The following is a 24,183-nucleotide window of genomic DNA, read 5'->3' on the forward strand; positions in this document are numbered from 1 at the left end:
CTCCCTTCAGGGCAGGGGATAGGCGGTGGGCTTGTTCCGGCTCGCCCGGAAGACCAGCACCGTGTGGCCCAGGACGCGCACCACCTCGAGTCCGGGCACCTTGGCGGTCAGGGCCTCCACGGCGCTGGCCTCGTCCTCGGGGGTGTTCTGGTTGAGGCGGAGCTTCATGAGCTCGAGGCTTTCCAGCATGACGTCGAGTTCCTGGGCCAGCGCGTCGGTGAGCCCGGCCTTGCCGATGTGGACGTTCGCCTTGAGGGGGTGGGCCTTGGCCTTGAGGTGCTGGCGTTGTCGGGGGGTGAGCATGGTGACCTCGAGAGGGGCCTGGGTTCGGCGGGATTCCGGGAATGCTCTAGTATAGGAGTATCGATGAGGCTTGTGATGCTACGAACCCTTTCTGCGCTGTTCCTCGCTTCCGCCCTGGCGGCCCAGGCCCCCCGGACCCTGCGGGTGGACTACTACCACACCGGCACCGCCGCCACGGAGACCTTCACCCCGGACCGCACCGTCCTGGAGCCCCTGCCCTGGCCCGGAGACCCCGCCAAGGCCCTGGACACCTCCAACCTGGGCAAGTACTTCTTCGAGGTGGTGGACCGGGCCACCAACCGGGTCATCTTCTCCCGGGGCTTCAATTCCATCTACGGGGAGTGGGAGACCACGGGCGAGGCCCGGGCCATGGCCCGCACCTTCTCCGAGTCCCTGCGTTTCCCCCGCCCCGCGGGCCCCGTGCAGATCAGCGTCAAGAAGCGGGATGCGCGCAACGCCTTCCGGGAGATCTGGTCGTTCCCCCTGGACCCCGCCGACGCGACCATCGATCCCGCCCCGCCGCCCTCGCCGGGCAAGCTCATCGCCATCCAGGAATCCGGGGATCCGGCCACGAAGGTGGACCTCCTGATCCTGGGGGACGGCTACACCCGGGAGGAGCAGCCCAGGTTCGAGCAGCAGGCCCGGAAGCTCACCGAGGCCCTGTTCGCCACGTCGCCCTTCCGGGAACACCGCAAGGACTTCAACGTGTGGGCCCTGTGCCCGGCCGCCGAAGTCTCCGGCGTGTCCCGGCCTTCCACCGGCGTGCACCGCCGCAGCCCCCTGGGCACCGCCTACGACGCCTTCGGCAGCGAGCGCTACATCCTGACCTTCGAGAACCGGGCCCTGCGGGACGTGGCGTCCTTCGCCCCCTACGATGTCCTGGAGATCCTTGTGAACGGCGAGACCTACGGAGGCGCGGGCATCTTCGGGCAGTTCAGCACCGTGGCGGCCGGGAACCTCTACGCCCCCTACGTCTTCGTGCACGAGTTCGGGCACCACTTCGCGGGCCTCGCCGACGAGTACTACACCTCCGACGTCGCCTACGAGAGTTCGAAGGACCGGCCCGAGCCCTGGGAGCTCAACGCCACCGCCGATCCCAAGGCCCCGAAGTGGAAGGCCCTCGTCAAGGCCGGCACGCCCCTGCCCACCCCCTGGCAGAAGGAGGCCTTCGAGAAGGCCAGCCACGCGACCCAGGCCCGGCGCCGGGACCTGCGCGCGGCCAACCGCCCCGAAGCCGAGATGGACGCCCTGTTCGCCCAGCAGAAGGCTTTCGAGACCCGGCTCCTGGGCACCGATGCCCATTCCGGGAAGGTGGGCGCCTTCGAGGGCTGCAACTACGAGGGCACGGGCTACTACCGGGCCCAGGAGGACTGCGTCATGTTCACCCGCGACGACGTGCCGTTCTGCGCGGCCTGCGCGGGCGCCATCGAGCGGGTCATCGCCCTGTACGCCAAATGAGGGCGAACGGCACCCAAGCCCTCAAGGAGAGCCTGCGGCGCGGGGAGGCCCTGCCCGAGGTGTGGATCCGCTTTCCCCGGCAGCTGGGGGACGTCATTTTCGCCCTGCCCTTCCTGGGCAGCCTGCAGCGGGAATGGAACGCCGCCGCCGCGGAGCTGGGCGTCACCCTCAAGTGGGTGGCCGTGGGCCACGCCATCGGCGCGGCGGTGTTCAGCGAGGCGGCCCCTTCGGTCATCGCCGAAAGCGTCATCGAGACCGGGGGCGTCGGCAAGCCCGACCCCTGGATGCTGCTCCGGCGCTGGCGCAAGGACCGCCCCGTGGCCGTCATCAACCTCAGCCAGTCGGTGCGGCTCATCCTGGCCGCGTGGATGGCCCGGGTGCCCATCCGGGGCGGCATCGCCGACAACAACCTGAGCATGCTCTACACACACCCCTTCAAGTACCGGGACCTGCCCATCCACATCGTGCAGCGCTACCAGCCGCTGCTCGAAAAGCTCACGGGACGCTCCGACCTCCGGTGGCTGCCCATCACGCCCGAACTCCTGGGAGGCCGGGGCGCCCTGCCGCTGCTGCGGGAGGCGGGCTGGGACGGCCGGCCCTACGTGGTGCTGGCCTTCGGCACCCGCGGCGAGGAGAAGCGCTGGTTCCCGGAGCTGGAGAACTGGCCGGAACTGTCCCGGATCCTCATGGACCAGGGCTTCGCCACCGTCCTCCTGGGCAGCTCCGACGAGATGCCCCTGGCCGCGGAAATCGCGGCGAAGGCCCCCGGGACCCTGGACCTCACGGGCCGCACCACCATCCCAGAGGCCTGCGCGGTCCAGTACCACGCCTACGGCTGCGTGGGGGTCGACACGGGCCTGTCCCACTGCAGCGCGGGGGCGGGGCGGCCCACCGTGACCCTCATGAACATGTCCCTGGAGCATCTCATCCAGCCCCAGGGTCCCTATTCGGTGGCCGTTCGGGGCCCCGCCATGGGCCTGGCCGAGGACGAACGCGCCGGGAACCCCCGCGGGGGCGGCGCCCATCGCATCACGCCGCTGCGCGCGGCCAACATCCTGCACGCCCTGGCCCGGGAGGCGGCGCGGGAGGAAGTGGCCCCCTCCTCCGCATCGGTCGCCCAGAATATTCCCTGAAACCAATGATTTCCTGGTGGCATCCTACCGCAGCAGGATCCCCGTGAATCCTTTGGAGACTTGAATGACACCGTCCCGCACCGGCGCGCTGCGCCTCCTCCTGATCGCCCTGCCCGGCCTGGCCCTCGCGGCCCAGGCCCCCGAGGGCTGGAACCGCCGGGAGGGGCTGGGGTCGGGGCTTCCCGGCGACGCGGCCTGGTTCGGCGCGGGGCTGTGGACCGCGGACCGGCACGCCGCCCCGGCTCCCCTCGTGGATTCCCTGGGCATGGGAAACGGGTACATCGGGTCGGGCGTCTCCGCCGAGGCCGGAGCCAACCTCGGCCGCTGGAGCTTCGCCATCCAGGGCCTGGCCAACACCGACCGCCAGGGCCGGTCCCACTTCACCGTCATGCGCAGCCACGCCCTCTACCGGAACGGGGGCTGGACCGCCGGGTTCGAGCAGGAGCCCCTGGTTTGGGGCTACGGACTCATGGGCGGCTACCTGCTGGGCGAGGCCGCGCGCCCCGTCCCCAAGCTCCGGGTGGAAACGCCCTACTGGCACCTCTCCCTGGGGAAGTGGTCCCTGGGCGAATGGGGCTTCCAGTGGTTCACGGGACGCCTGGAGAACGACCGGTCCATCCCCGAGAATTCGCAGATGCCCCGTTCCATCGCCCGGGACATGGCCGATAACGGCGACCCGCAGAGCCCCTTCTTCTCCGGCTGGCGCACCCAGGCGCGGTCGCTGAACGGGAAGGTGGAGTTCTACCTGAACTGGACCGTCCTGTGGGGCGGCACCCTCAACGGCCAATCCGTGACCCAGGGGTACAACCTGGGCGAATACCTCACCGCCATCACCGGCACCAAGGACGCCATCGCGGAGAGCGGCGTGGACTTCAGCGACCCCAACCACCCGGAAGTCATTCCCGTGAACCGCGCCCGGAGCTCCACGAACTTCGACATGGGCATGCGGTTCCGCGCGGATTGGCTGGCGCGCCTGACCTCCAGCGAGAAGGCCTGGGCCTACGTGAGCCGCGGCAGCAAGGGCGTCCTTCTGCAGTGGAAGCTGCTGGCCCGGAAGCCCTTCCATTACCTGGGCAAGGAAGTTGAGCACGACTTCCGCGACCTGCGCCACCTCAGCCCCAGCCGCTTCTGGAACCGCAAGGACAGCTACGTGGCCCCCAACCTCATCGCGCCCAACGACACCATCGGCATCCTCCTGGAATGGCCCGGGGTGCGCCTGGGCCTCGAGCGCCACTCCACCGCCAACCACAGCGGCATCTCGTACCGCTCCTTCGTCAACGGCCTCTATCCGTCCGGGTTCTACACCTACGGCGACCCCCTGGGCGAAGCCCTGGGGGGCGAGGCCCGGACCACGGTGGCCAAGCTGGAACTGGACCTCGGCCCCCGGGTTTCCACCTCCACCTGGGCCCTGGCCGGCGTCCGCGCCTTCCGGGACGATCCCGAACTGTGGGCCGCCGACCACCCCGGCCTCGCCCCCACCAGCGACGCCTTCCACGGCCTCCAGCAGGACATCGTCTGGAAGATCGACCGCTCCGCGACCCTGCGCGCCGGCGCCTCCTGGGCGCGCCACTCCGCCGTGGACTGGGTGCCCGGGGCGTGGCAGAACGGGTTCCGGTACTTCGCGGAGCTTGCGTTCCGGTGGAGCCGGTAACCCGCCCTTCCCGGCCCCGCTTCGTTCCGCTAGACCCAGGCCCGCAGGGCCTCCATGCGCCGCGCCTGAAGCTGGGCGGCATCCAGCAGCTCGCCTGCGGGTCCCACGCGGTGCGCCAGGATAGCCACGCAGAGGCCATCCTCCGGCCGGAAGAACAGCGCGGGCCCGGTGAAGCCCAGGTGGTACCAGAAGGCCGAGGGGGGTCCCGGGGGCGCATCGGGGACGGGCGGGGACAGGCGCTCCGGGGTCCATTCCAGGACGTGGACGCCGGTGCGCCGGGTGCCCTCCAGGAGGTCGCCGAACCGGCCCGGGCCGGTGAAGGCGCGCTGGAGGCCCAGGCCCCAGCGGGAGCCGTCGGCGCCCCGGGCGGCGTCGCAGGCCATGCGGTAGGGGACACCGGAAGCCACCCAGGACTCCAGGCAGGCCTTCAGGCCCCGGGCGTCCGTTCCGAACCCGGCGTGGCCGCGCATTCCCGCCCGGGCGTTGGCGTCGTTGGGCAGGTGCGGGTCCCGGGGTGGAAAAGGAAGGCCGGGCTCGGCCAGGCGCCACATGTCCAGGTCGGGGCCCTGGGGCGCAAAGGCCGGCGGCACGGCCCAGGGGGCCGGGTCCAGGCCCGAGGCGCGGGCCCCCAGCTCCGGGAATGGCACGCCGGTCTGCCGCTCCAGCAGTTCGGCCAGGAGGCGGTACCCCAGGTCGGAATAGAGGCTGGTGCCGGGGACGCCCGGCACGAGCTTGGGGTGGGCGCCAACGGGAAAGCCCCGCCCCAGCTGGGCCGCCAGGGGCTCCCCCGTGTACGGGAGCCACGGGGGCAGGCCCGCGGCATGGGACAGGAGCTGGCGCACCGTCAGGGGCTGGGCCCGGTCCGCGAAGCCCAGCTGCGCCCGGCGGTCCTCGTCCAGGTCCAGGTGGCGGTGCGCCAGGGGCGCGGTCACCAGGGGCTTGGCGAGGGACGCGAGGTCGTAGAACACCAGGAGGCTGTCCCTAGATCTTGAGGTTCGCCAGGGACTCGGCCACGGATTTCTGGACCATGTCGGCCACCTTCATGGCCTCGAGGGCGTCGGCCCAGGGGCAGAGGTCCTCGCCCTTGCCCAGGCAGGCCGTATAGAAGGCCTCCAGTTCGAGCTTGAGGGGCTCGCCCTCCACGATGTCGATGACGTCGGGCAGCACCGTGGGGCCGTCGGGGCCCATGCCCAGGCGGAGGACCTCCAGCTTCTGGGCGGCGAAGTCCAGGCTGGCGTAGGCCTGGGTCCCGAAGGCGCGGAGCACCCGCTCCTTCTTGCGGGCCACGCGGCTGGCGGTGACGGTGGCGAAGGCGCCGCCCTCGAACCGGAGGCGCGCGTTGACCAGGTCGGCGTACCGGGTGAGGACGGGCACGCCCACGGCCTCCACGGACGTCACGGGACGTCCGATCAGCGCCAGGAGCAGGTCCAGGTCGTGGATCATCACGTCCATGATCACGTCCACTTCCATGGAGCGCATGGGGAACGGCGAGACCCGGATGGCCTCGGCGAAGTGGGGCTTGATGCCCAGGGCCCGCAGGGCCGTCACGGCGGGGTTGAAGCGCTCCAGGTGGCCCACCGCGGCCACGAGGCCGGGGTGCTCCCGGCGGGCGGCGCCCAGGGCCTCCAGCAGGGCCCTGCCCTCGTCGAGGGTGGCCGCCAGGGGCTTTTCCATGATCACGTGCTTGCCGGCCTTGAGCACCTTGAGCCCCAGGGCGTGGTGGAAGCCGGTGGGGGCGGCGATCTGGACGGCGTCCACGCGGTCCAGCACCCCATCCATGGAGGGCGCCCATGCGGTGCCGAACTTCTCCGCGATCTCCCGGCCCCGGGCCTCGCCGGGATCCACCACCGCCACCAGGTCGGTGGCCTCAGAACCCGCGGCGATCCGGGCATGGTGCTGGCCCAGGCTGCCCACTCCGACGACGGCCACACGCAATTTGGACATGGTGTCTCCTCAGCAATCCGTTGGATCCAGCCTATCAGAGCGAGGCGAGGAAATCCCGGAGCGCCGCGGGGTAGAGGGCCATCTCCTGCTGGTATACGCGCTGCTGGAGCGCCTCGGGCGTGTCGCCGGGCAGGACGGGCACCCTCGCCTGGGCCAGGATGCGCCCGTGGTCGTAGACGTTGTCCACCAGGTGCACGGTGCAGCCGGATTCCGCGGCCCCGGCTTCCAGCACCGCCCGGTGCACGTGCATGCCGTACATGCCCGGCCCGCCGAAGGCGGGCAGCAGGCCCGGGTGGATGTTGAGGATCCGCCCCTCCCAGTCCGCGGGCACCTCCAGTTTCTTGAGCCAGCCGCAGAGCGCGATGACGTCCGCCCCGGCCTCCCGGGCGCGGGCGAAGCAGGCCTGGGAGAAGGAGCGGTCGTCGGGAAAGGCCGGCCGCGTCACCACGGCCACCGGTAGGCCCTTCGCCGCGAGGCGCTCGACGCCCGCGGCCCGGGCGCTGGAGGAGAGGCCCAGCACGGGCGTGGCGGGGACCCTCCCCGCCGCGCAGGCCTCCAGGAGGTTCAGGGCGTTGCCCCCGGTGCCGGAAATGAAGAGCGCCAGTCGTTTCATCCCCCCATCCTCTCACGGGGCGATGGAGCGAAAAGCGAACGATTGAGCGGGCCGGGCCTCCTACAGGTCCTTGAGGAAATCCAGGGGATCCCTCCCCGTGCGCTGGAGGAAATCGGCCCCGAGGCTCGGCACGCCGGAGCTGGGCTCGTCCAGGTAGAGCGACTCCACGCGGTGCATGGGGAAAAACCGCGTGCCCAGGGCGATCTGATCCTCCTCCCCGCGCCGGGCCAGGGCGAGCACCTCCTCCCAGACCCGCAGGTCCAGCCCCCGAAGGGCGAGGCCCGCGGCCTCCAGCCCCAGGAGCCTTCCCCACATGCGCTCCCGCGGTTCGCGGAGCACCACGACCACCAGCTGGCCGGCGGAGAAAGGCAGGGAAAGCGTCATGGGAAGGTTCCGATCCGGGGCATCCGGGCCGCCAGAATAGCAAACCGGGGCTCCCCTGGGTATTCTGGCTGGGACGCCTGGGAGGAACGCATGAATTTCACGAGCCGGATTGAGGGCCTCACGGCGACGATCGGACTCGAGGGCCGGTTCACATTCGAAGCCCACCCCGGCTTCAAGGCGTGCACGCGGGAAGCCCTGGAATCCGGGCCCCTGGAACGCATCGTCCTGGACATGGAGAAGGTGACCTACCTGGACGCCAGTTCCCTGGGCATGATCCTGCTGCTGCGCGAGGCCGCCGAGGCCCGCCAGGTGGCCGTCGTCCTCCACCGCCCGTCTCCGCCGGTCCTGAACCTCCTTGAAGTGGTGCGGTTCGAGAGGCTCTTCCAGATCACGGACTGATGGACGCCCTCCAGGTCACCGGCACCGTCGTCGTACCCGCCTCCGCCTTCCAGGTGAAGGCCGTGAGGGCCGGCGGCCCCGGGGGCCAGAACGTGAACAAGGTGGCCTCCAAGGTGGAGGTGCGGGTGGACCTCGCCCTCATCGAGGGCCTGGACCCCGCCTCCCTGGACCGCCTGCGGGGAAGGGTCCGCAATCAGCTGGACGCCGATGGCCGCTGGATCGTCACCAGTTCGCGCACCCGGGACCAGCTGCTGAACCTCGAGGACGCCCGCGCCAAGGTGGCCGCCGCCGTCCTGGAGGCCCTCAAGGCCCCCGTCCCGCGCAGGCCCACCCGCCCCACCCGCTCCAGCAGGACGGTGCGCCTCATCGTCAAGAAGCGCGCCGGCGCCGTGAAAAAGGACCGCGCCCGCAAGGACTGGGACTGACAGGGCCGGCCTCCTTCACTACCATGGTGGAGTGATCAACCCCTTCAGGCGCCTGTTCCGCGGCCCTTCCCGCCCCGCCGAGGCCCACCCGGAGCCCCGGGAGGCGGCTCCGGCCGCGCCGCCGGACCCCTTCGACGGGCCCTGGGCCTTCCTTTCCGGCGCGGCCGAGCCCGCCCCCCGCACCCTGGAGCCCGGGGACCTGGAGCGGGTGGAACAGCTGGCCCCGCGCGTCCTGGAGCACTTCTCCCGGAACCGCCCGGATCCCACCTCCTTCCCGGCCCTGGCGGTGCGGATCGTGGACCTGCTCAACGAGCCCGACGTGGACATGGCCAGGCTCCTCAAGGCCATCACCCCCGATCCGGCCATCTCGGTCAATGTGCTGCGGGTGGCCAATTCCGCCCTCTACGGCCGGGGCGCGGACGTCACCGACATGCGCATGGCGGTCATGCGCATCGGCCTGCGGGGCGTGGGCGAGATCGCGGCGGGCGTGGCGGGCCGCAGCCTTTTCGACGTGGGGCTCCGGGTGGAATACGAGATCTTCGGGAAGCGGTGGACCGATCTCTTCCTGGACACCATGGCCGTGGCCTTCGGCGCCAGCCAGTTCGCCTTCGAGCAGAACGTGGGCCGGGCGGACCGCGCCTTCCTGGCGGGCATGTTCCACGACCTGGGCAAGTCCCTGGCCCTGCGCTCCCTGGCGGCCCTGGTCATCGCGGGCGAGGTGGAGGTCCCCCTGCCCGATGCCGTGGTGAACGAGGTGCTGGAGCGGGTCCACGTGGAAATCGGCACCGCCGTGCACGGGATCTGGGGCCTCCCCGCCCACCTCCAGGACATCTGCCGCCGGCACCACGACCCCTTCGTGCCCGACGGCCCCGACGACATGGAGATCCACATCCTGCGCATGGTTTCGGGCATCCACCGGCTGGTGAAGGATCCCACGGACCTCCGCCGCCTGGACGAGACGCGCCAGAGCATCGCGGCCATGAGGCTGGTGCGCAGGGGCGTGGGCCTGCTGCACCGGGAGATGGAGCAGCAGGTGGAGCGGGTGAAGGTGCTGTTCCCGGCCTAGTGTGGGTCGATTGGAATAGCGGAACCCTTTCGCCCAAATGGAATGTTGAGGAATATTCGAGTAAAGAACACGTACGCCGAGCACGCCGAGGCGCAGAGTTGCGCTGAGGCGGCTTCGCATTCTTGGCGCCGACCCATGCCGCCCAGGCCCTGCCCGCTGGCGCGGGCTGCGTCGCTGGCGCGACGCGCGGCAGGAGGCGCTGGCCCTTCCGCATGCGAGCCTGTGGCGGGCCAGCGCCCCCTGCCTTGAACGGGCCTGGGCTCAGCAATCGGTTCAGATGCCAGGTCGGGGGACCCTCCCAGAAGGGGGGTTGGCACGCACGAGAGCGACCTTGCGTTCCTCAATCGTCATCTCCAGGGCATCGCCTTGCTGCATGACCTTCTCCAAAACCTGAGATGCCTCGGAAGTCTGATCGTTCGGGGTACTCGAAAAGGCTCTGGCCATTCCTGGCGGGATGCACTTGCCTCCCCGGATTCCGGCATCCGGCGCATCAAGCCCAGGCCCGTCCAAGGCAGGGGGCAGGGCCTGGGCGGCATGGGTCGGCGCCGGGGATGCGAAGCCACCTCTGCGCAACTCTGCGCCTCGGCGTGCTCGGGTCGGGTAGGCCCGGGGCGTTGCCGCCCCAGGCCCCCCTCAGATCCGGACGTGCCCGATTAAGGCATCCGGCTCCTCAGATCACGTGAGTAGCTGCGGGCATGAGCGTCACTGTCCGCTTCAGCCTTGGGGGCGGGAGCGGGAACCGCTTCAACACCTTCTCCATGGCCTCCCAGGTCAGGACTGCCCTTTGGGATCTTCGGCCCAGCCACTTCTTCCAGAGGTGACTCACCTCCCGAGCGAAGTTCCTGATGGATCTGAAGTTCCCCGTAATCCCGTAGTAGTTGTAGTGTCCGATTAGCTTCTGGCGCAGGGTCTTGTGCTGGTCCGAGAGCCGGTTATGCCGGTTCTTCTTCAGCCAGTCCCCTGTGGCCTTGATGGCGCGGCTGAACCGTTTCTTCGAGGTCTTCCGCTTCACCACCCAAGCCCCCTTGAGGGACTTGCCCCAGTAATGGGTGAATCCCAGGAAGTCGAAGTTGCCGGGTCCCCCTCCGGGGTCCCGCGGTTCCTTCGGTTTCCGGAACTCCACCAGCCGGGTCTTGTCCGGGTGGATCCTCAGTCCGAACCTTTCGAAGCGCTTCGGCAGCACCTCCAGGACTCGCCGGGCATCTTCCTCAAGGGCAAAGCCCATCACGAAGTCGTCCGCGTAGCGGACCAGAAAGGCTTGACCCCGCAGACGGGGCTTCACTTCCCGCTCGAACCATACGTCCAGCACTTCGTGGAGGTAGATGTTGGCCAGGGTCGGGGAGATCACACCCCCCTGGGGAGTGCCCGTTTCCGGGTGCGTGATGCATCCTTGGTCGAGAACCCCCGCCTTCAGCCATTTGCCGATCAGACGCTTTACCACTCCGTCCCGCATCCGCTTGTCCAGGATTTCCCGCAGGCAGCCGTGGTCCAGCGTGTCGAAATACTGCCGGATATCCACGTCTAGCAGCCACCCACCGCTCAGGTTCATCGTCTGCTGCCAGATCGCCTGCAGTGCCTGGTGCGCCGACCTCCCGGGCCGGAATCCATACGAGCAGTCCAGAAAGTCCTGCTCATAGAGGGGTTCCAGGAGCATGACCACCGCCCTCTGGAGGACCTTGTCCTCGAAGGTGGGGATGCCCAGAGGACGCTGGGTTCCATCCGCTTTGGGGATGTATACCCTTCGCACCGGAGGGGCCTTGTAGGGGTCGCCGGCTTTGGCTCGGTTCAGCAGGGATTGGAGATTTGCCTCCAGATTCTCCGCGTATTCCTGGGCTGTTTGGCCATCCACCCCTACTGCCCCGTCCTTACGGGTTTGCCGGTAGGCTTCCTGAAGCCATTCGATGTCCATGTGGTGGGACAAGCTGCGAATTGCCGCCTCCGGCATTTGCCGGGACAGTTCCGCTATCCGTTGTTGTTTCGTGCAGACCGAGCTGGGAGTCGATATTCCCATGGTCTTTCCCTCCAACGATTCCGTGATCTGGCAGCCCCTTGGCTCCAGCGGGTCCCTCGGAACGGTTCCCCACCTTCATCGCTACTACGAGCTGCTCCGACTCCCTGCCGCCCTTCCCGCCGCCGTCATTTGGTTCCGGCTGGCGGTACCGCCTTCGCATCCGGTTGTTCGCTCCTGATCGGGTCGGTGCCCCCCGTCCAGGCCAGGGTTGTTTGGATCGTGGCGTCCCCAACCACGGGTCCAGGCGGAAACGACAGGGCCTCCCAGGTTCCTGGGGGACCCCCTGCGGACATGCCCTGCTCTGCGACCCCGGCGGGACCTTTGAGCCAGGCCGTTGCGGCTCTCAGGTGCGGCCTTCCGTTCGTACGAAAACGTCGGCTCCCACGGTAATAAGACTTTCGAGGCTCGATCACACGGCCTATACGCTCGCTGTCTACGCTTCGAAGGGTGGGTCACCCCACCACCACGCAAGACTCGCTTCTGGCTGCTGGCCAGCTTTGCCAGATGGGGTTGGCTACCCATCGGGTCCCATTGCGAGGTTTCAGGTGATTAGGTCATCCGTCCTCCTCGCCCAGGCTTTGCCTGGCGCACCGTACGGGTCCTTTACCCGAAGATACCGAAGCCTCGAATCGGGCCAAGAAGGTTCCGCTATTTCGATCGGGCTACACTAATGCTCGTTGGCTTCAAGGTACGTAGGCAGGCTACGCTGCTGCGTCAGGAGGCTCTTCAGCGCCTCGGCGGCGTCGCTCTTGCTCTGGCGGCGCCGGCTGGGGCCCTCCACCAGCTCGTCGGGGTCGTAGTGCACGCTGCGCAGGACGTGGTCCATGGTGTCGCCCGGGATAATCTGCTGGACCTTGAAGTCCTCGTCCTCGTTCACCACCACGTGGGCCTCCGTGGGGGCGCCGAAGAGGTTGTGGCGCATGCCCAGGATGTCCTGGTAGGCCCCGGTGAGGAAGAAGGCCAGGTAGTAGGGCTCGCCGCCCTTGGGCTCGTGGAGGCTGATCTCGTCCCGCACGTCCTTGAGGTCGATGAACTTCTCCATCTTCCCGTCGCTGTCGCAGGTGATGTCGCACAGGGTGGCGGAGATGGTGGGCTTCTCCTTCAGGCGGTGGATGGGCATCACCGGGAACAGCTGGTCGATGGCCCAGTGGTCGGGCATGGACTGGAAGAGGCTGAAGTTGGCGATGAGCTTGTCGGCCAGGCTCTTGGAGAGGTCCTGGAACTCCTCGGGGATGTACTTCAGGCTCTTGTAGCTGAAGATCTTGGAGAGCTTGCGGCACACCTCCCAGAAGAGGATCTCGCCCTTGGCGCGGTCGTCCAGGGACAGGTAGCCCAGGTTGAACAGGGTGATGAGTTCGTCCTTCTGGGTGATGGCGTCGTGGTACATTTCCGCGAAGTTCTTCACCGAGAGGTTGTCCCGGGTGTAGGCGAGCTCCTTGAGCACCTGGGCCTCGTTGCCGGTGAGCTCCACCCGGTACTTGGTGTGGGTGGTGTCGATCAGCCCGATGATGTCCACCACAACCACCTCGTGGAAGGCTGCGATGGCCCGGCCCGACTCGCTGAGCAGGTTGGGCACCGGCACCTGCTCCTGGGCGCACACGTCCTGGGTGGTGTAGACCACGTCGGAGGCGTACTCGTCGATGGTGTAGTTCATGGACGAGCTGAAGGTGGTGCGGCTTCCGTCGTAGTCCACGCCCAGGCCGCCGCCGACGTTGAGGTACTTCAGGGGCACGCCGCGCTTGTAGAGCTTGGCGTACATGCGGGTGGCCTCCTTCATGGCGGTCTTCACCCGGCGGATGTCGGTGATCTGGCTGCCGATGTGGAAGTGCAGCTCCACCACGGAGTCCAGCAGGCCCCGCTTCTCCAGGGTCTCCACCGCCTCCAGCAGCTCCTGGGTGTTGAGCCCGAACTTGGAGTGGTCGCCCGCGGAGCTCTCCCACTTCCCGCTGCCCATGGCGTTGAGCTTGAAGCGCAGGCCCAGGAGCGGCTCGACCTTGAGCTCCTTGGCCACCTTCAGGATCATGGGCAGTTCGGTCATCTTCTCGACGGTGATGAGCACGTTGCGCCCGGCCTTGCGGGCCAGGAGGGCCATGCGCATGAAGGTCTCGTCCTTGTAGCCGTTGCACGTGACGAGGGCGTCGGGGTGCAGGTTCATGGACAGGGCGATCATGAGCTCGGGCTTGGAGCCCGCCTCCAGGCCGTAGCGGTATTTGTAGCCCGCCTTCACCACCTGGTCGACGACCTCCTTGATCTGGTTGGTCTTCACGGGGTACACGCCCTGGTAGCTGCCGGCGTAGTCGTACTCGCGCATGGCCTTGTGGAAGGCCTCGTTCAGCTCGGTGACCCGGGCCGCGAGGATCTGGGGGAAGCGCAGGATGAGCGGGGTGGTCACCCCCTTCTTGCGAAGGTGCTGGACGATGTCGTACACGTCGCAGGACAGGTTCTCGTCGCGGGTCGGGTGGACGACGAGGTGCCCCTTGCTGTTCACACCGAAGAAACCATAGCCCCATTCCTTGACGCCGTACATCGACATCGCGTCCTGGACCGTGAAGTTCTTGATTGCCATTCGGGTGCTCTCCGGTGGGTTTCCCCTCGTGCCACGTTATAGAAAAACGGCTTGGGAATAAACAAGGAAACCCTTCCTAGCCCAATATCCTGCCGAGGGTGGCCAGCCAGTGCCGGTGCCGGACCCTCCGCAGCGCCGTCCCGCGGGTCAGGGACTGCCACCTTCCGACCCCCATCCGGCCCGCCTGCGCGGGCTGGGTGTGGAGCGGGCTGGGCCCTCCCCAGAGCCCGCCGTCGCCCCAGAGCGGCGCGAGGTTCCAGGGGCAGGCCTCCTGGCAGAGGTCGCAGCCCGCGGCCCACCGGGTGCCGGCCAGGGCCGCCTCCACCTCGGGCGGCGGCGCCGCCTCGGTTTCCACGGTGTAGGTGGTCAGGCACCGGGCGGGGTCGAGCCTGAAGGGCTCCAGGGCCCCCGTGGGACAGGCCTCCAGGCACCGCGTGCACGAGCCGCACCGCTCCCCCGGGAAAGGGGGGTCCGGGACCAGCTCCACGTCCAGCAGCAGCACGCCCAGGAAGCCCCAGGAGCCGCCCTTGCCGGCGATGAGCAGGGTGTGCTTGCCCTGCCATCCCAGGCCAGCCCTGGCGGCCAGCTGGCGCTCCAGGATGGGGGCGGTGTCCACGCACACCCGGCCCTGGAGGCCCGGCCAGCGCTCCTGGGCCTGGGCCAGGAGCGCCTTGAGCCGGGGCTTGAGGATCCGGTGGTAGTCCGGGCCCCAGAGGTAGCGGCTGAGCTTCAGGGACCCCTCCGCGGCCCCGGGCACCGCCGTGGGCCGCGCGTAGGGGAAGAACCCCACCAGGGCCGTGCGCGCCCCTTCCATCACCGAGGCGGGATCGGCGAGGGCCTCCTCCCGCAGGTAGGGCAGCAGCGCCCCCCGGCCCTCCCCGAACCACCGGGAGAGCCGTTCCCGGTCGAAGGGTTCGCAGGACGCGAAACCCACCCGCGCGAACCCCCCGGCCACCGCGGCGGCCCGCAGCCATTCCTTGAAGTCTTGGGGGTCCGGGGTAGGCAAAGGATCTAAACTCCAGTCATGGATATCCTGACGCTGGAACTCTTCGATGTCACCGTCTCCGAGGCCCTCCGGGAGGTGAACCGTGTGCTGGAGGACCACCCCGGCCTGCCCCTGCGCATCGTCATCGGCGGCGACGAGATGCTCCTGCACAACGTCCAGCGGTTCCTGGAGCGCTCCGGGCGCACCGCCACGTCCTTCCGGCAGGGCTCGGGCTGGCGGGTGGAGACCGCCTCCACCGCCGCCCCGGCCCCCGCCCCCGCCCTGGCCCGCGCCGTGGAACCCGTGACCCGCGTCGTCCCCGCGCCGTCCAAGGCCTCCCCCCGGCCCCTGCTCCTCACCCGCGCCTCCCTGGGGGCCGGCAACGGCGGCGTGGGGCGGCGCCTGCTCCTTGGCGTGCTGCGCGAGCTCGACCCCCAGGTGCCCTGGCTGGGCCTGGCCCTGGAAGCCACCAGCCTCCTGGAGGATGCCGAGGCCCTGGCGCTCCTCACGGCCCTGCAGGAACGGGGGACGCCGGTGCGCATCTCCAGGGGGAGCCTGCTCTTCCCCGACGGGCCCGAGGGCGCCTTCGGGGTGATCGAGGACTCCCAGTGGCAGAGGCTCGCCGGAAAAGGGGAATTGACGGTATTATAGATGTTTAAGTACAAGCCCTTCGGTGGGCGGAACCCCTCCCGGAGCCGCTAGACTGGAGCTTCAACCTGAAAGACGATCCGCCCCTCCAACGATGAGAGACCTGAAAGCGCCGCCTGCCCCATGACTTTGCCGAACTACCTGACCCTCGCCCGGATTCTCATGGTTCCCATCCTTGTGGTGGTGCTCATGACGCGGGTCTCCAACCATGAAATCATCGGTGTCCTGGTCTTCTGGGCCGCGAGCCTCACCGACCTCCTGGACGGGTACCTGGCGCGCAAGTGGGGCCAGGTGACCACCCTGGGCAAGCTCCTGGACCCGTTGGCGGACAAGCTCCTGATCATGGGCGCCCTCATCAGCCTCGTGGAGCTGGACATGGCCCCGGCGTGGATGACCTTCATCATCCTGGGCCGCGAGATGGCCATCACGGGCCTGCGGGGCATCGCCAGCGAGGAGGGCGTCACCATCGCCGCCGAGCGGCTGGGGAAATGGAAGCTGGGCTTCCAGATCGCCGCCATCTCCTGCCTGCTGCTGGGCCCCCAACTCGATTCCTGGCTCCTGGCGTGGACCGGCCTGCCGATCTTCCGTTTCTTCATCAAGTTCCCCAAACCCTACAGTTTCTTCTGGGGCATGGGGGTGCTGCTGCTGTGGGTGGCCATGATCCTCTCCATCTGGAGCGCGGTGACCTACTTCCGGAAGTTCTGGTCGAAGCTGGGCCCCAGCCTGCTCGCGGGCCACGGGCGGCTTTCGGCCCACGAATCGCCCGACCGGAAGGTGTGAGGAAAACATGTTCAGGAAATATCTGCTGGCGGGATTCTTCACGCTGCTGCCTTCGGTGGTGACGTTCTGGATCCTCCGGGCCATCTTCGACTTCCTGGTGGGCGTCTTCCGGGGCCCGGCCTCGGTGATCGCGGCCATGCTCCACCTGCCGGTGCCGCCGGCCTGGGGCCTGGCCCTCATCTCGGCCGCGGCCACCATCTCCCTCCTGCTGCTGGCCGGAGCCCTGGTGGGCAACTTCGTGGGGCGCCAGATCCTCACCTGGCTGGACGAACTGGTGATGTACATCCCGGTCGTCAAGGGCATCTACGGCGCCACCAAGCAGCTCATGAGCGCCATCCAGAACGGCCAGGGCGGCTCGTTCAAGGAGGTGGTGCGGGTGGAATGGCCCCGGGCCGGCGCCTTCACCCTGGGGTTCGTGGCCCACCGGGACTGCTCCTGGGCCGGCTTCGAGCAGGGCGAGGAGATGGTGGCCGTCTACGTCCCCACCGCCCCCAATCCCACCTCCGGCTACGTGATCATGGTGGAGGCCTCCAAGGTCACCCCCTTGCCCATCAGCCCCGAACAGGCCCTCACCTGGGCCATCTCGGGCGGCGTGGTGACGCCCACCGGCGTCCGCATCCCGTGAAGCCCTTCCTGGGCAAGCGCATCCTGGTGACGGGGGCCGGCTCGGGCATCGGACGGGCCTGCGCGAGGCGCCTGGACGCGCTGGGCGCGGAGCTGATCCTGGCGGGCCGGCGCGCCGAGGCCCTGCGGGAGACCCTGCCCCACGCCGTCCACGCCGCCCTGGACCACACCCGGGACGAGGCCGTGCTGGCCTTCGCCCGGGACTGCCCGCCCCTGGACGGCATGGTGCTGGCCGCGGGCTCCCTGCTCACCGGCGGGGTGGAGGGCACCTCGACCCCCGCCTTCGACCGCATGATCGCGTCCAACCTGAAAGGGCCCTGGCTGCTCTGCCACCATCTGGGCAGCCTCCTCAAGGACGGCTCCAGCGTCGTCCTGGTGGGCTCCAACGTGGGCATCCGGGCCATCCCGGACACCGCCGCCTACTGCGTGGCCAAGGCCGGGGTGCACATGCTGGCCCAGGTGCTGGCCCTGGAGTGGGCCCCCCGCGCCATCCGCTGCAACGCCGTGGCCCCGGGCCCGGTGCACACCGCCATGGTGGATACGCGCCTCAAGGCCGCGGCCGACCCCGCCGCGGCCCTGCACGCCCTGGCCCGGGTCAATCCCATGCGCCGCCTGGGGCGCGAGGAGGAGGTGGCGGCACTGGTCATCCACCTGCTCGGGGACGAGAGCCGGTGGACGACGGGGACGGTGATCCCCATCGACGGGGGCGCCACCGCCGTCTTCTAAGAGGGCGTCTGCAAAAAGGAGGGCCCCTCTAAGGTCAGCGTTCCAGGAAGTCCAGGTCCCGGCCGTGGGTCTCGGACAGGCCCCGGAGGGCGAGGAGGGCGATCCCGATGGCCAGGGCGCCCACCGCCAGGGCCGCGCCCACCAGGCCCAGCGGGGCCTTCAGGGCGGCGAAGAGCAGCGCCATGGGCACCAGGCCGCCCCGCACGAAGTTGGGCACGGTGATGGTGACCGTGGCCCGCAGGTTGGTGCCGAACTGCTCGGCGGCGATGGTCATGAAGACGGCCCAATAGCCGATGGTGTAGCCCAGCGCCGCGCAGAGGCCGTACAGGAAGGCCGGGCTCCGGCCGCGCAGGCCGAAGAGGTAGGCCAGCACCACCAGGGCGCTGAGCGCCAGGAACGCGGCCACGGCCCCGCGCCGGCTGCGCAGCGCCTGGCTCAGCACCCCGGAGGACACGTCCCCGGCCACCAGGCCCGCGTAGCAGAACGCCACGGCGGTGCCGGCCTTCACGGTGCCGATCACCCCCAGGGTCCGGGCGAACTCCGGCGAGAAGGTCACCAGGATGCCCACCACGAACCACGTGGGCATGCCGATGGCGATGCAGGCCAGGTACCGGAACAGCCGGTCCCGGTCGTTCACCAGCATCCAGAGGCTGCCCCGGGCCACCCCCCCGGTCTTCATCTGCGCGAACATCCCGCTTTCGGCCACCCCGATGCGCAGGAGGAGCAGGACGAAGCCCAGGGCGCCGCCCACCAGGTAGGCCACCTTCCAGGACATCCAGTTGCCCACGAGCCCGGCCACCACGGCCCCGGAAACGCCCACCGCGGCCACCAGGGTCGTGCCGTAGGCCCGGGTCTCCCGGGACAGCACCTCGCTCACCAGGGTGATGGCCGCCCCCAGCTCCCCGGCCAGGCCGAAGCCCGCCACGAACCGGCACGCGGCGTACTGGGGCACCGTCGACACGAAGGCGTTGGCGAAATTGGCGGCCGAGTAGAGCGCGATGGACCCGAACAGCACCGAGAGCCGCCCCCGCTTGTCGCCCATGACCCCCCAGAGGATGCCCCCCAGGAGCATCCCGGTCATCTGCACGTTCAGGAGGAGGGCCCCGGTGTCCAGCAGCCCCGGGGGCGGAACGCCGATGGCCAGGAGGCTCTGCTGCCTCACGATGGGAAACAGCAGCAGGTCGAAGATGTCGACGAAATACCCGAGGGCCGCCACCAGGACGGTGAGGTTGAGGACCGCCAGGAACCCCTTCCGGTGCGACATGGCCTATGCTCCTCCTTGTATACCGGGCGTCGAAGGACTCACATTGCCCCAGGCCCCGCGCAGGTGTCAAACTGATTCCACCAGACAGAAAGAGGATCCCGATGCCGGTTGTAACGCCCTCCCAATACCTCACCATGCTCGACAAGGCCCAGCAGGGCAAGTACGCCTATGCCGCCTTCAACGTCACCTCCACCGAGACCGCCAACGCGGTCCTCCTCGGCCTCAAGACCGCCAAGGCCGACGGCATCGTCCAGATCTCCACGGGCGGCGCCGAGTTCATGAGCGGCCTGGGCGTCAAGAACATGGCCTACGGAGCCATCGCCCTGGCCCAGTACGTCCACTACATGGCCCAGCACTACGAGGTGAACGTGGCCCTGCACACGGACCACTGCCACCCCAAGTACCTCGAGGGCTTCGTGCTCCCCCTCATCGCCGAGACCGAGCGCCGGCGCGCCGCGGGCCAGGGCAACCTCTTCAACGCCCACATGTTCGACGGCTCCGAGCTGCCCCTGGACGAGAACATCCGCCGCTCCGCCGAGCTCCTGAAGCGCTGCGCGGCCAGCGAGATCATCCTCGAAGTGGAAACCGGCGTCGTGGGCGGCGAAGAGGACGGCCACGACACCAGCGGCGTCCCCAAGGACAAGCTCTACACCACCCCCGAGGACATGGTCGAGGTGCACCGCGCCCTGGCCCCCCTGGGCCAGTACCTCCTGGCCGCCACCTTCGGCAACGTGCACGGCGTCTACAAGCCGGGCAACGTGGTCCTGCGCCCCGAGATCCTCCGGGACGGCCAGGCCGCCATCGACAAGGCGTTCCCCGGCCAGCGCAGCCGCCTCGTCTTCCACGGCGGTTCGGGCTCGAGCCTGGCCGAGATCCACGCCACCCTGGACTACGGCGTGGTGAAGATGAACGTGGACACCGACACCCAGTACGCCTTCACCCGCGCCGTCGCCGGCCACATGTTCAAGAACTACGACGGCGTCCTGAAGGTCGACGGCGAAGTGGGCGACAAGAAGGCCTACGATCCCCGCCCCTACATGAAGAAGGCCGAGCAGAGCATGGCCGACCGCGTCGTCCGCGCCTGCGAGGACCTGCGCAGCGCCGGCAAGATGCTGGGCCCCATCCGGTAGCCCACCCCGAAGGCATCGGCCCGGGTGATCCTGTCACCCGGGCCTTGTTTCGTTTAGGCGTCCTTATCCAACTTGGGGAACACGAAGCCCGCGGCTGCGGCGCCCAGGAGCGGGGCCACCCAGAACAGCCAGAGCTGGCCCAGGGCCCAGCCGCCTTCCGCGAAGAAGGCCACGCCGGTGCTCCGGGCGGGGTTCACGCTGGTGTTGGTCACGGGGATGCTCACCAGGTGGATGAGCGTCAGGCACAGCCCGATGGCGATGGGGGCGAAGCCGGCCGGCGCCTTGCGGGAGGTGGCGCCCAGGATCACGAACAGGAAGAAGAAGGTCATGACGGCCTCGGTGAGGAAGGCCGAGCCCATGGAGAACTGTCCGGGGCTGTGGGGCCCGTACCCGTTGCTGGCGAACCCGCCGGGCTGGAAGAACGGCTTGCCGGAGGCGATGAGGTAGAGCACGCACCCCGCGAGGATCGCGCCCGCCACCTGGGCGGCCCAGTAGGGCAGGACGTCCTTCCAGGCGAAGCGCCCGCCCACGGCCAGGCCCAGGGTCACGGCCGGGTTCAGGTGGCATCCGGAGATGGGGCCCACCGCGTAGGCCATGGTAAGGACGGTGAGGCCGAAGGCCAGGCTCACGCCGTGAAGGCCGATGCCCACGGCGGGGAAGGCCGCGGCGAGCACCGCGCTGCCGCAGCCTCCCAGCACCAGCCAGAACGTTCCGAAGACTTCAGCCGAAAAACGATGGGTCAGTGGCATGCAAGGCTCCTTCAGGGAAGGGTCCGGTGCGTCCGGGACCTGTGGATGATCAGATGTCGGAATTCTACGAGCAATGCGCCCGTCAGGCACCGGAAAAGGCGGATTCACCGTGGCACTTCACCCGGGGCACGACCTTGAGCGTCGACAGGTCCAGCCGGCAGAGATCGCGGATGGTCACCTCCGCCATGGTGTGGTCCAGGGTGGCCTTGGCGTCGCACCACGCCGCGTGGAGGGGACAGGGCCGGCCCTTGCTCAGGCAGTCCGTGAAGCCCATGACGCACACCGTGGTGGTGTCCATGGCGTTCAGGATGGCCACCACCTCGCCCACCGTGATCGCGTCCGCGGGCCGCGCCAGCCGGAAGCCGCCGTGGGGGCCCCGCATGGATTCGAGGATGCCGCCGTGGGCCAGGGTCTGGAGGACCTTGGCCAGGTAGGGCCCGGGCAGCTCCACCCGCCCCGCGAGCTCCTTGGCCAGGAGATAGGACCCGTCCTCGGGCAGCGCCGACAGCGCGCGAAGGGCATATCCGGTCGCCATTGAGTAGAGCATGCTTAAGATTACCGGACTTCCAGATGGCACGAGAGGCAATTGGGGCGCCCCGGATGGGGATTGCGCCGCATGCCCGGGTGGGTCTCCCGTCCGTGGCAGGCCGCGCAGTTCTCCCGCATGGCCACCGGGTGGGGAAGCGCGGGCGGGGCTCCGGGGTAGGCCCGGGCGCCCCGGGCGTGGGAGACCGGTTCGCCCTTGAAGGGATTGGCCCGGAAGGGCGCTGCGCCGCCCGAAGGCACGTGGCAGGACTGGCACCAGCCGCCGACCCGGTGGGGCACGGCCGGAACGCCCCCGGCCCGCTCCCGGCCGTGGCAGTCGGTGCAGGCCGCGTCCTTGTCGATGGCGTGGGGGATGACCGGCGGGGCGTAGGCGTGGAGGCGCTCCGTGGGCTTGGCCACAAGGGCCGGCGCCAGCCCGGCCAGGAGCAGCAGGGACAGGACCGGGGCTCTCATGCCTTCTCCACCCTGCAGGCGCACTTCTTGTAGTCGGGCTCGGCGCTGATGGGGCAGATGCTGTCCTGGGTCACGGCGTTGATGAGCTGGGACTCGTCGAAGAACGAGGTGTAGACGGTGCCCCTGGGCACGCGGCCCCGGGCCTCGAACCGGCACGGCAGGGTGACGCTGCCGCGGCGGGAAGTGACCTTCACGAGCCCGCCGTCGGAGATGCCGGCGGCCTTGGCGTCCTCGGGATGGATTTCCAGGAAGCCCTTGGGCTGGGCGCGGTTCAGCTGGGGCACGCGCCGCGTCATGGTGCCGGTGTGCCAGTGCTCCAGCATGCGGCCCGTGGTGAACCACAGGGGGTACTCGGCGTCCGGCACTTCCGCCGGGCCTTCCCAGGGCCGCAGCCACACCACGGCGCGGCCCCCGTCGGCCTTGTTCTTGTAGAAGGACACGCCCTCGCCGGGCTTGACGAAGGGGTCCTCGCCCTCCACGTAGCGCCGGGCGGTCTCCCGCCCCTTGACCACGGGCCAGCGCATGCCGCGGGCGGCCTTGAGCTCCGCGTAGGTGGCCAGGTCCTTGCCGGTGCCCACCGTGAACTGGCGGTACTCCTCGAAGAGCTCCTTCACGTAGGTGGCGCGGTCCCGGGGGAAGAGGTCGCCCATGCCCATGCGCCGGGCCACCTCGATGATCTGCCAGTCGTCCGGAAGGCAGCCCTTGGGGGGCTCGGCCAGCTGGTCCCAGTGCTGGGTGCGGCGGTCGCTGTTGCCGAAAAAGCCCTCCCGCTCCACCCACATGGCGCTGGGCAGCACCACGTCTGCCAGGGCCGTGGTCTCGGTGGGATACACGTCCGACACCACGATGAAGCGCCCCTCCTTGCGGGCCCCCTTGCGGTAGCGGTCCACGTTGGGAAGGCTCACGAAGGGGTTGGTGACCTGGATCCACATGCAGGAGATGTCGCCCCGGTCCAGGGCCCGGAACATCTCCACCGTGTGGTGGCCGGGCTTGGGGTTGATGCGGTCCACGGGCACCTTCCAGATCCTGGCGGCGATGGCGCGGTGGTCGGGGTTCGTGACCACCATGTCCGCGGGAAGGCGGTGGGCGAGGTCGCCCACTTCCCGCACGGTGCCGCAGGCGCTGGGCTGGCCCGTGACGGAGTAGGCCGTGGAGCCGGGCTTGCAGATCTTGCCGGTGAGGAGGTGGAGGTTGTAGATGAGGTTGTTCATCCAGGTGCCGCGGCTGTGCTGGTTGACGCCCATGCACCACACCGACATCACCTTGAGCTTGGGGTCGGCGAAGTACCCGGCCAGCTGCTCCAGGGCCGCCACGGAGAGCCCGCTGGCCTTCGCCACGTATTCGGGCGTATAGGTCTCCAGGAAGGCCGCGTACTCCTCGAAGGTAGCCTTCTTCGGCTCGTCGGCGAACCGGGACTTGTCGGCCAGGCCGTAGCCGATCTGCTCCTTGCCCCGCTTGAACACCACGTGCTTTTCCACGAAGGCCTTGTCCACCGCGCCCTTCTTCAGGAGCAGGTGCGCGATGCCGTTGGCGATGGCCAGGTCGCTCTGGGGCGCCATGAGCAGGTGCAGGTCCGCGAAGTCGGAGGTGGGGGTGCGCCGCGTGGCCAGGTCGACGATGCGCTTGGCGGGGTTGGCGCCCTTGCTCTCGAGCACCTGGCCGAAGAGCACCGGATGGGCTTCGGCCATGTTGTTGCCCCACATGATCAGCACGTCGCAGAGCGCCAGGTCCTCGAAGCAGCCCATGGGCTCGTCGCTGCCGAAGGTGCTCATGAAGCCGGTCACGGCGCTGGCCATGCAGAGCCGGGCGTTGGCCTCCACGTTGTTGCTGCCCATGCCGGCCCGGAACCACTTGGAGGCCGCGTAGCCGTCGGTGATCATCCACTGCCCGCTGCCGTAGATGGCCACGGCCTCGGGGCCCTTGGCGGCCAGGGTCTCCTTGAACCGCCGGGCCACCAGGTCCAGGGCCTCGTCCCAGGTGGCCTTCACGAGCCTGCCGCCCTTGCGGATCAGGGGCGAGGTGAGGCGGTCGCCGCCGGTGAGGATGCCGGGGAGGCTGTAGCCCTTGGCGCACAGCATGCCCCGGGTCGCGGGGTGCTGGTCGTCGCCCTTGACGGCGACCACCCTGCCCTGCCGCGTGCCCACCATCACCCCGCAACCCACGCCGCAGAAGCGGCATGGGGCCTTGGCCCAGGCGATGCCGGGGCCCTTGGGGGCCCCCTTGGCCACCGCGGCGGCGGCCAGGGGAGAGGAAGCCAGGGTGGCGGCGGTGGCGCAGAGGCCACCCTCGCGAAGGAAATCGCGGCGGGTCAGGGGCTGTGACATG

24 protein-coding genes are annotated in these 24,183 nt (G+C 69.2%); 11 read left to right on the forward strand and 13 right to left on the reverse strand.

Annotated features, from left to right (window positions below; translation table 11 throughout):
- Nucleotides 1-6 precede the first annotated feature (6 nt).
- Entirely contained in the window at nt 7-303 is a 297-nt protein-coding gene (locus tag ACZ5LB_RS07660) for a YhbY family RNA-binding protein (RefSeq protein ID WP_306601361.1), read from the reverse strand.
- Nucleotides 304-378: 75 nt separating this feature from the next.
- On the opposite strand from ACZ5LB_RS07660, the gene ACZ5LB_RS07665 reads away from it, so the two are divergent.
- The 3 genes from ACZ5LB_RS07665 (at nt 379) to ACZ5LB_RS07675 (ending at nt 4,545) form a co-directional block, all read left to right on the forward strand.
- Nucleotides 379-1,761 carry an IgA Peptidase M64 gene (locus ACZ5LB_RS07665; protein ID WP_464605589.1) on the forward strand — a complete coding sequence of 461 codons (1,383 nt, stop codon included), beginning with the start codon at nt 379-381 and terminating at the stop codon, nt 1,759-1,761.
- Nucleotides 1,758-2,894: a glycosyltransferase family 9 protein gene (locus ACZ5LB_RS07670; protein WP_464605590.1), complete on the forward strand. Its 1,137-nt coding sequence runs from the start codon at nt 1,758-1,760 to the stop codon at nt 2,892-2,894. The genes ACZ5LB_RS07665 and ACZ5LB_RS07670 overlap by 4 nt, the downstream gene beginning before the upstream one ends.
- 64 nt (nt 2,895-2,958) lie before the next feature.
- The gene (locus tag ACZ5LB_RS07675; protein WP_464605591.1) at nt 2,959-4,545 is read left to right on the forward strand and encodes a capsule assembly Wzi family protein; all 1,587 of its coding nucleotides are present in this window, start codon (nt 2,959-2,961) and stop codon (nt 4,543-4,545) included.
- Between the two features lie 29 nt (nt 4,546-4,574).
- Here the strand turns inward: ACZ5LB_RS07675 and ACZ5LB_RS07680 are convergent, their stop codons facing one another.
- Genes ACZ5LB_RS07680 through ACZ5LB_RS07695 form a run of 4 tightly spaced genes read right to left on the reverse strand, consistent with a single transcriptional unit; the run spans nt 4,575 to nt 7,486 of the window.
- The gene (locus ACZ5LB_RS07680) at nt 4,575-5,513 is read right to left on the reverse strand and encodes a serine hydrolase domain-containing protein (RefSeq protein WP_464605592.1); all 939 of its coding nucleotides are present in this window, start codon (nt 5,511-5,513) and stop codon (nt 4,575-4,577) included.
- 13 nt (nt 5,514-5,526) lie between these two features.
- On the reverse strand, nt 5,527-6,489 hold the full coding sequence (locus ACZ5LB_RS07685; RefSeq protein WP_464605593.1) for a Gfo/Idh/MocA family protein: 963 nt from the start codon (nt 6,487-6,489) through the stop codon (nt 5,527-5,529).
- Between the two features lie 34 nt (nt 6,490-6,523).
- The gene (purN, locus tag ACZ5LB_RS07690; protein ID WP_464605594.1) at nt 6,524-7,102 is read right to left on the reverse strand and encodes a phosphoribosylglycinamide formyltransferase; all 579 of its coding nucleotides are present in this window, start codon (nt 7,100-7,102) and stop codon (nt 6,524-6,526) included.
- Nucleotides 7,103-7,162: 60 nt separating this feature from the next.
- On the reverse strand, nt 7,163-7,486 hold the full coding sequence (locus ACZ5LB_RS07695) for a hypothetical protein (RefSeq protein ID WP_464605595.1): 324 nt from the start codon (nt 7,484-7,486) through the stop codon (nt 7,163-7,165).
- A gap of 90 nt (nt 7,487-7,576) precedes the next feature.
- Here ACZ5LB_RS07695 and ACZ5LB_RS07700 point away from each other — a divergent pair, with 90 nt between their 5' ends.
- The 3 genes from ACZ5LB_RS07700 to ACZ5LB_RS07710 are packed head-to-tail and all read left to right on the forward strand — an operon-like array spanning nt 7,577 to nt 9,376.
- Complete coding sequence (locus ACZ5LB_RS07700) at nt 7,577-7,885, forward strand: STAS domain-containing protein (protein ID WP_464605597.1); 309 nt, start codon at nt 7,577-7,579, stop codon at nt 7,883-7,885.
- The gene (gene arfB / locus ACZ5LB_RS07705) at nt 7,885-8,310 is read left to right on the forward strand and encodes an alternative ribosome rescue aminoacyl-tRNA hydrolase ArfB (RefSeq protein WP_464605598.1); all 426 of its coding nucleotides are present in this window, start codon (nt 7,885-7,887) and stop codon (nt 8,308-8,310) included. Before ACZ5LB_RS07700 ends, arfB begins: the two co-directional genes overlap by 1 nt.
- 31 nt (nt 8,311-8,341) lie before the next feature.
- Nucleotides 8,342-9,376: an HDOD domain-containing protein gene (locus tag ACZ5LB_RS07710; RefSeq protein ID WP_464605599.1), complete on the forward strand. Its 1,035-nt coding sequence runs from the start codon at nt 8,342-8,344 to the stop codon at nt 9,374-9,376.
- A gap of 670 nt (nt 9,377-10,046) precedes the next feature.
- Here the strand turns inward: ACZ5LB_RS07710 and ltrA are convergent.
- The 3 genes from ltrA to ACZ5LB_RS07725 all read right to left on the reverse strand — a co-directional run bounded on the left by ltrA (nt 10,047) and on the right by ACZ5LB_RS07725 (nt 14,959).
- Entirely contained in the window at nt 10,047-11,297 is a 1,251-nt protein-coding gene (gene ltrA, locus ACZ5LB_RS07715) for a group II intron reverse transcriptase/maturase (RefSeq protein ID WP_464602178.1), read from the reverse strand.
- A 757-nt stretch (nt 11,298-12,054) separates the two neighbouring features.
- Complete coding sequence (gene speA / locus ACZ5LB_RS07720) at nt 12,055-13,953, reverse strand: biosynthetic arginine decarboxylase (RefSeq protein ID WP_464605600.1); 1,899 nt, start codon at nt 13,951-13,953, stop codon at nt 12,055-12,057.
- 76 nt (nt 13,954-14,029) lie between these two features.
- Entirely contained in the window at nt 14,030-14,959 is a 930-nt protein-coding gene (locus ACZ5LB_RS07725; protein WP_464605601.1) for an epoxyqueuosine reductase, read from the reverse strand.
- 18 nt (nt 14,960-14,977) lie between these two features.
- Between ACZ5LB_RS07725 and ACZ5LB_RS07730 the strand changes: the two genes are divergently transcribed.
- The 4 genes from ACZ5LB_RS07730 to ACZ5LB_RS07745 all read left to right on the forward strand — a co-directional run bounded on the left by ACZ5LB_RS07730 (nt 14,978) and on the right by ACZ5LB_RS07745 (nt 17,716).
- Nucleotides 14,978-15,589 carry a hypothetical protein gene (locus ACZ5LB_RS07730; protein WP_464605602.1) on the forward strand — a complete coding sequence of 204 codons (612 nt, stop codon included), beginning with the start codon at nt 14,978-14,980 and terminating at the stop codon, nt 15,587-15,589.
- 159 nt (nt 15,590-15,748) lie between these two features.
- Nucleotides 15,749-16,366: a CDP-diacylglycerol--glycerol-3-phosphate 3-phosphatidyltransferase gene (gene pgsA / locus ACZ5LB_RS07735; RefSeq protein WP_464605603.1), complete on the forward strand. Its 618-nt coding sequence runs from the start codon at nt 15,749-15,751 to the stop codon at nt 16,364-16,366.
- A gap of 7 nt (nt 16,367-16,373) precedes the next feature.
- The gene (locus ACZ5LB_RS07740) at nt 16,374-16,991 is read left to right on the forward strand and encodes a DUF502 domain-containing protein (RefSeq protein WP_464605604.1); all 618 of its coding nucleotides are present in this window, start codon (nt 16,374-16,376) and stop codon (nt 16,989-16,991) included.
- A complete protein-coding gene (locus tag ACZ5LB_RS07745) occupies nt 16,988-17,716 on the forward strand; it encodes an SDR family NAD(P)-dependent oxidoreductase (RefSeq protein ID WP_464605606.1) in 729 nt (242 codons plus the stop codon). Before ACZ5LB_RS07740 ends, ACZ5LB_RS07745 begins: the two co-directional genes overlap by 4 nt.
- A gap of 34 nt (nt 17,717-17,750) precedes the next feature.
- On the opposite strand, the gene ACZ5LB_RS07750 is transcribed toward ACZ5LB_RS07745, so the two are convergent.
- The gene (locus ACZ5LB_RS07750; RefSeq protein WP_464605607.1) at nt 17,751-18,980 is read right to left on the reverse strand and encodes an MFS transporter; all 1,230 of its coding nucleotides are present in this window, start codon (nt 18,978-18,980) and stop codon (nt 17,751-17,753) included.
- 101 nt (nt 18,981-19,081) lie between these two features.
- Here ACZ5LB_RS07750 and fbaA point away from each other — a divergent pair, with 101 nt between their 5' ends.
- Complete coding sequence (gene fbaA, locus ACZ5LB_RS07755; protein WP_464605608.1) at nt 19,082-20,110, forward strand: class II fructose-bisphosphate aldolase; 1,029 nt, start codon at nt 19,082-19,084, stop codon at nt 20,108-20,110.
- A gap of 53 nt (nt 20,111-20,163) precedes the next feature.
- Here fbaA and aqpZ read toward each other — a convergent pair whose 3' ends face one another.
- From aqpZ to ACZ5LB_RS07775, 4 genes are all read right to left on the reverse strand, one after another.
- Entirely contained in the window at nt 20,164-20,859 is a 696-nt protein-coding gene (gene aqpZ / locus ACZ5LB_RS07760; protein ID WP_464605609.1) for an aquaporin Z, read from the reverse strand.
- A gap of 82 nt (nt 20,860-20,941) precedes the next feature.
- Entirely contained in the window at nt 20,942-21,406 is a 465-nt protein-coding gene (locus tag ACZ5LB_RS07765; protein WP_464605610.1) for an RrF2 family transcriptional regulator, read from the reverse strand.
- Nucleotides 21,407-21,414: 8 nt separating this feature from the next.
- On the reverse strand, nt 21,415-21,858 hold the full coding sequence (locus tag ACZ5LB_RS07770) for a hypothetical protein (RefSeq protein WP_464605611.1): 444 nt from the start codon (nt 21,856-21,858) through the stop codon (nt 21,415-21,417).
- Entirely contained in the window at nt 21,855-24,182 is a 2,328-nt protein-coding gene (locus ACZ5LB_RS07775; RefSeq protein ID WP_464605612.1) for a molybdopterin-dependent oxidoreductase, read from the reverse strand. Before ACZ5LB_RS07775 ends, ACZ5LB_RS07770 begins: the two co-directional genes overlap by 4 nt.
- Nucleotide 24,183: the final 1 nt, after the last annotated feature.

It is taken from the genome of Mesoterricola sp. MK458, assembly GCF_055384935.1.

Bases quoted from the DNA above. Each gene is read 5' to 3' on its own strand.
- ACZ5LB_RS07660 (WP_306601361.1), bottom strand. From the start codon at position 303: ATGCTCACCCCCCGACAACGCCAGCACCTCAAGGCCAAGGCCCACCCC.
- ACZ5LB_RS07665 (WP_464605589.1), top strand. From the start codon at position 379: ATGCTACGAACCCTTTCTGCGCTGTTCCTCGCTTCCGCCCTGGCGGCC.
- ACZ5LB_RS07670 (WP_464605590.1), top strand. From the start codon at position 1,758: ATGAGGGCGAACGGCACCCAAGCCCTCAAGGAGAGCCTGCGGCGCGGG.
- ACZ5LB_RS07675 (WP_464605591.1), top strand. From the start codon at position 2,959: ATGACACCGTCCCGCACCGGCGCGCTGCGCCTCCTCCTGATCGCCCTG.
- ACZ5LB_RS07685 (WP_464605593.1), bottom strand. From the start codon at position 6,489: ATGTCCAAATTGCGTGTGGCCGTCGTCGGAGTGGGCAGCCTGGGCCAG.
- purN (WP_464605594.1), bottom strand. From the start codon at position 7,102: ATGAAACGACTGGCGCTCTTCATTTCCGGCACCGGGGGCAACGCCCTG.
- ACZ5LB_RS07695 (WP_464605595.1), bottom strand. From the start codon at position 7,486: ATGACGCTTTCCCTGCCTTTCTCCGCCGGCCAGCTGGTGGTCGTGGTG.
- ACZ5LB_RS07700 (WP_464605597.1), top strand. From the start codon at position 7,577: ATGAATTTCACGAGCCGGATTGAGGGCCTCACGGCGACGATCGGACTC.
- arfB (WP_464605598.1), top strand. From the start codon at position 7,885: ATGGACGCCCTCCAGGTCACCGGCACCGTCGTCGTACCCGCCTCCGCC.
- speA (WP_464605600.1), bottom strand. From the start codon at position 13,953: ATGGCAATCAAGAACTTCACGGTCCAGGACGCGATGTCGATGTACGGC.
- ACZ5LB_RS07730 (WP_464605602.1), top strand. From the start codon at position 14,978: ATGGATATCCTGACGCTGGAACTCTTCGATGTCACCGTCTCCGAGGCC.
- pgsA (WP_464605603.1), top strand. From the start codon at position 15,749: ATGGTTCCCATCCTTGTGGTGGTGCTCATGACGCGGGTCTCCAACCAT.
- ACZ5LB_RS07740 (WP_464605604.1), top strand. From the start codon at position 16,374: ATGTTCAGGAAATATCTGCTGGCGGGATTCTTCACGCTGCTGCCTTCG.
- ACZ5LB_RS07750 (WP_464605607.1), bottom strand. From the start codon at position 18,980: ATGTCGCACCGGAAGGGGTTCCTGGCGGTCCTCAACCTCACCGTCCTG.
- fbaA (WP_464605608.1), top strand. From the start codon at position 19,082: ATGCCGGTTGTAACGCCCTCCCAATACCTCACCATGCTCGACAAGGCC.
- aqpZ (WP_464605609.1), bottom strand. From the start codon at position 20,859: ATGCCACTGACCCATCGTTTTTCGGCTGAAGTCTTCGGAACGTTCTGG.
- ACZ5LB_RS07765 (WP_464605610.1), bottom strand. From the start codon at position 21,406: ATGCTCTACTCAATGGCGACCGGATATGCCCTTCGCGCGCTGTCGGCG.
- ACZ5LB_RS07770 (WP_464605611.1), bottom strand. From the start codon at position 21,858: ATGAGAGCCCCGGTCCTGTCCCTGCTGCTCCTGGCCGGGCTGGCGCCG.
- ACZ5LB_RS07775 (WP_464605612.1), bottom strand. From the start codon at position 24,182: ATGTCACAGCCCCTGACCCGCCGCGATTTCCTTCGCGAGGGTGGCCTC.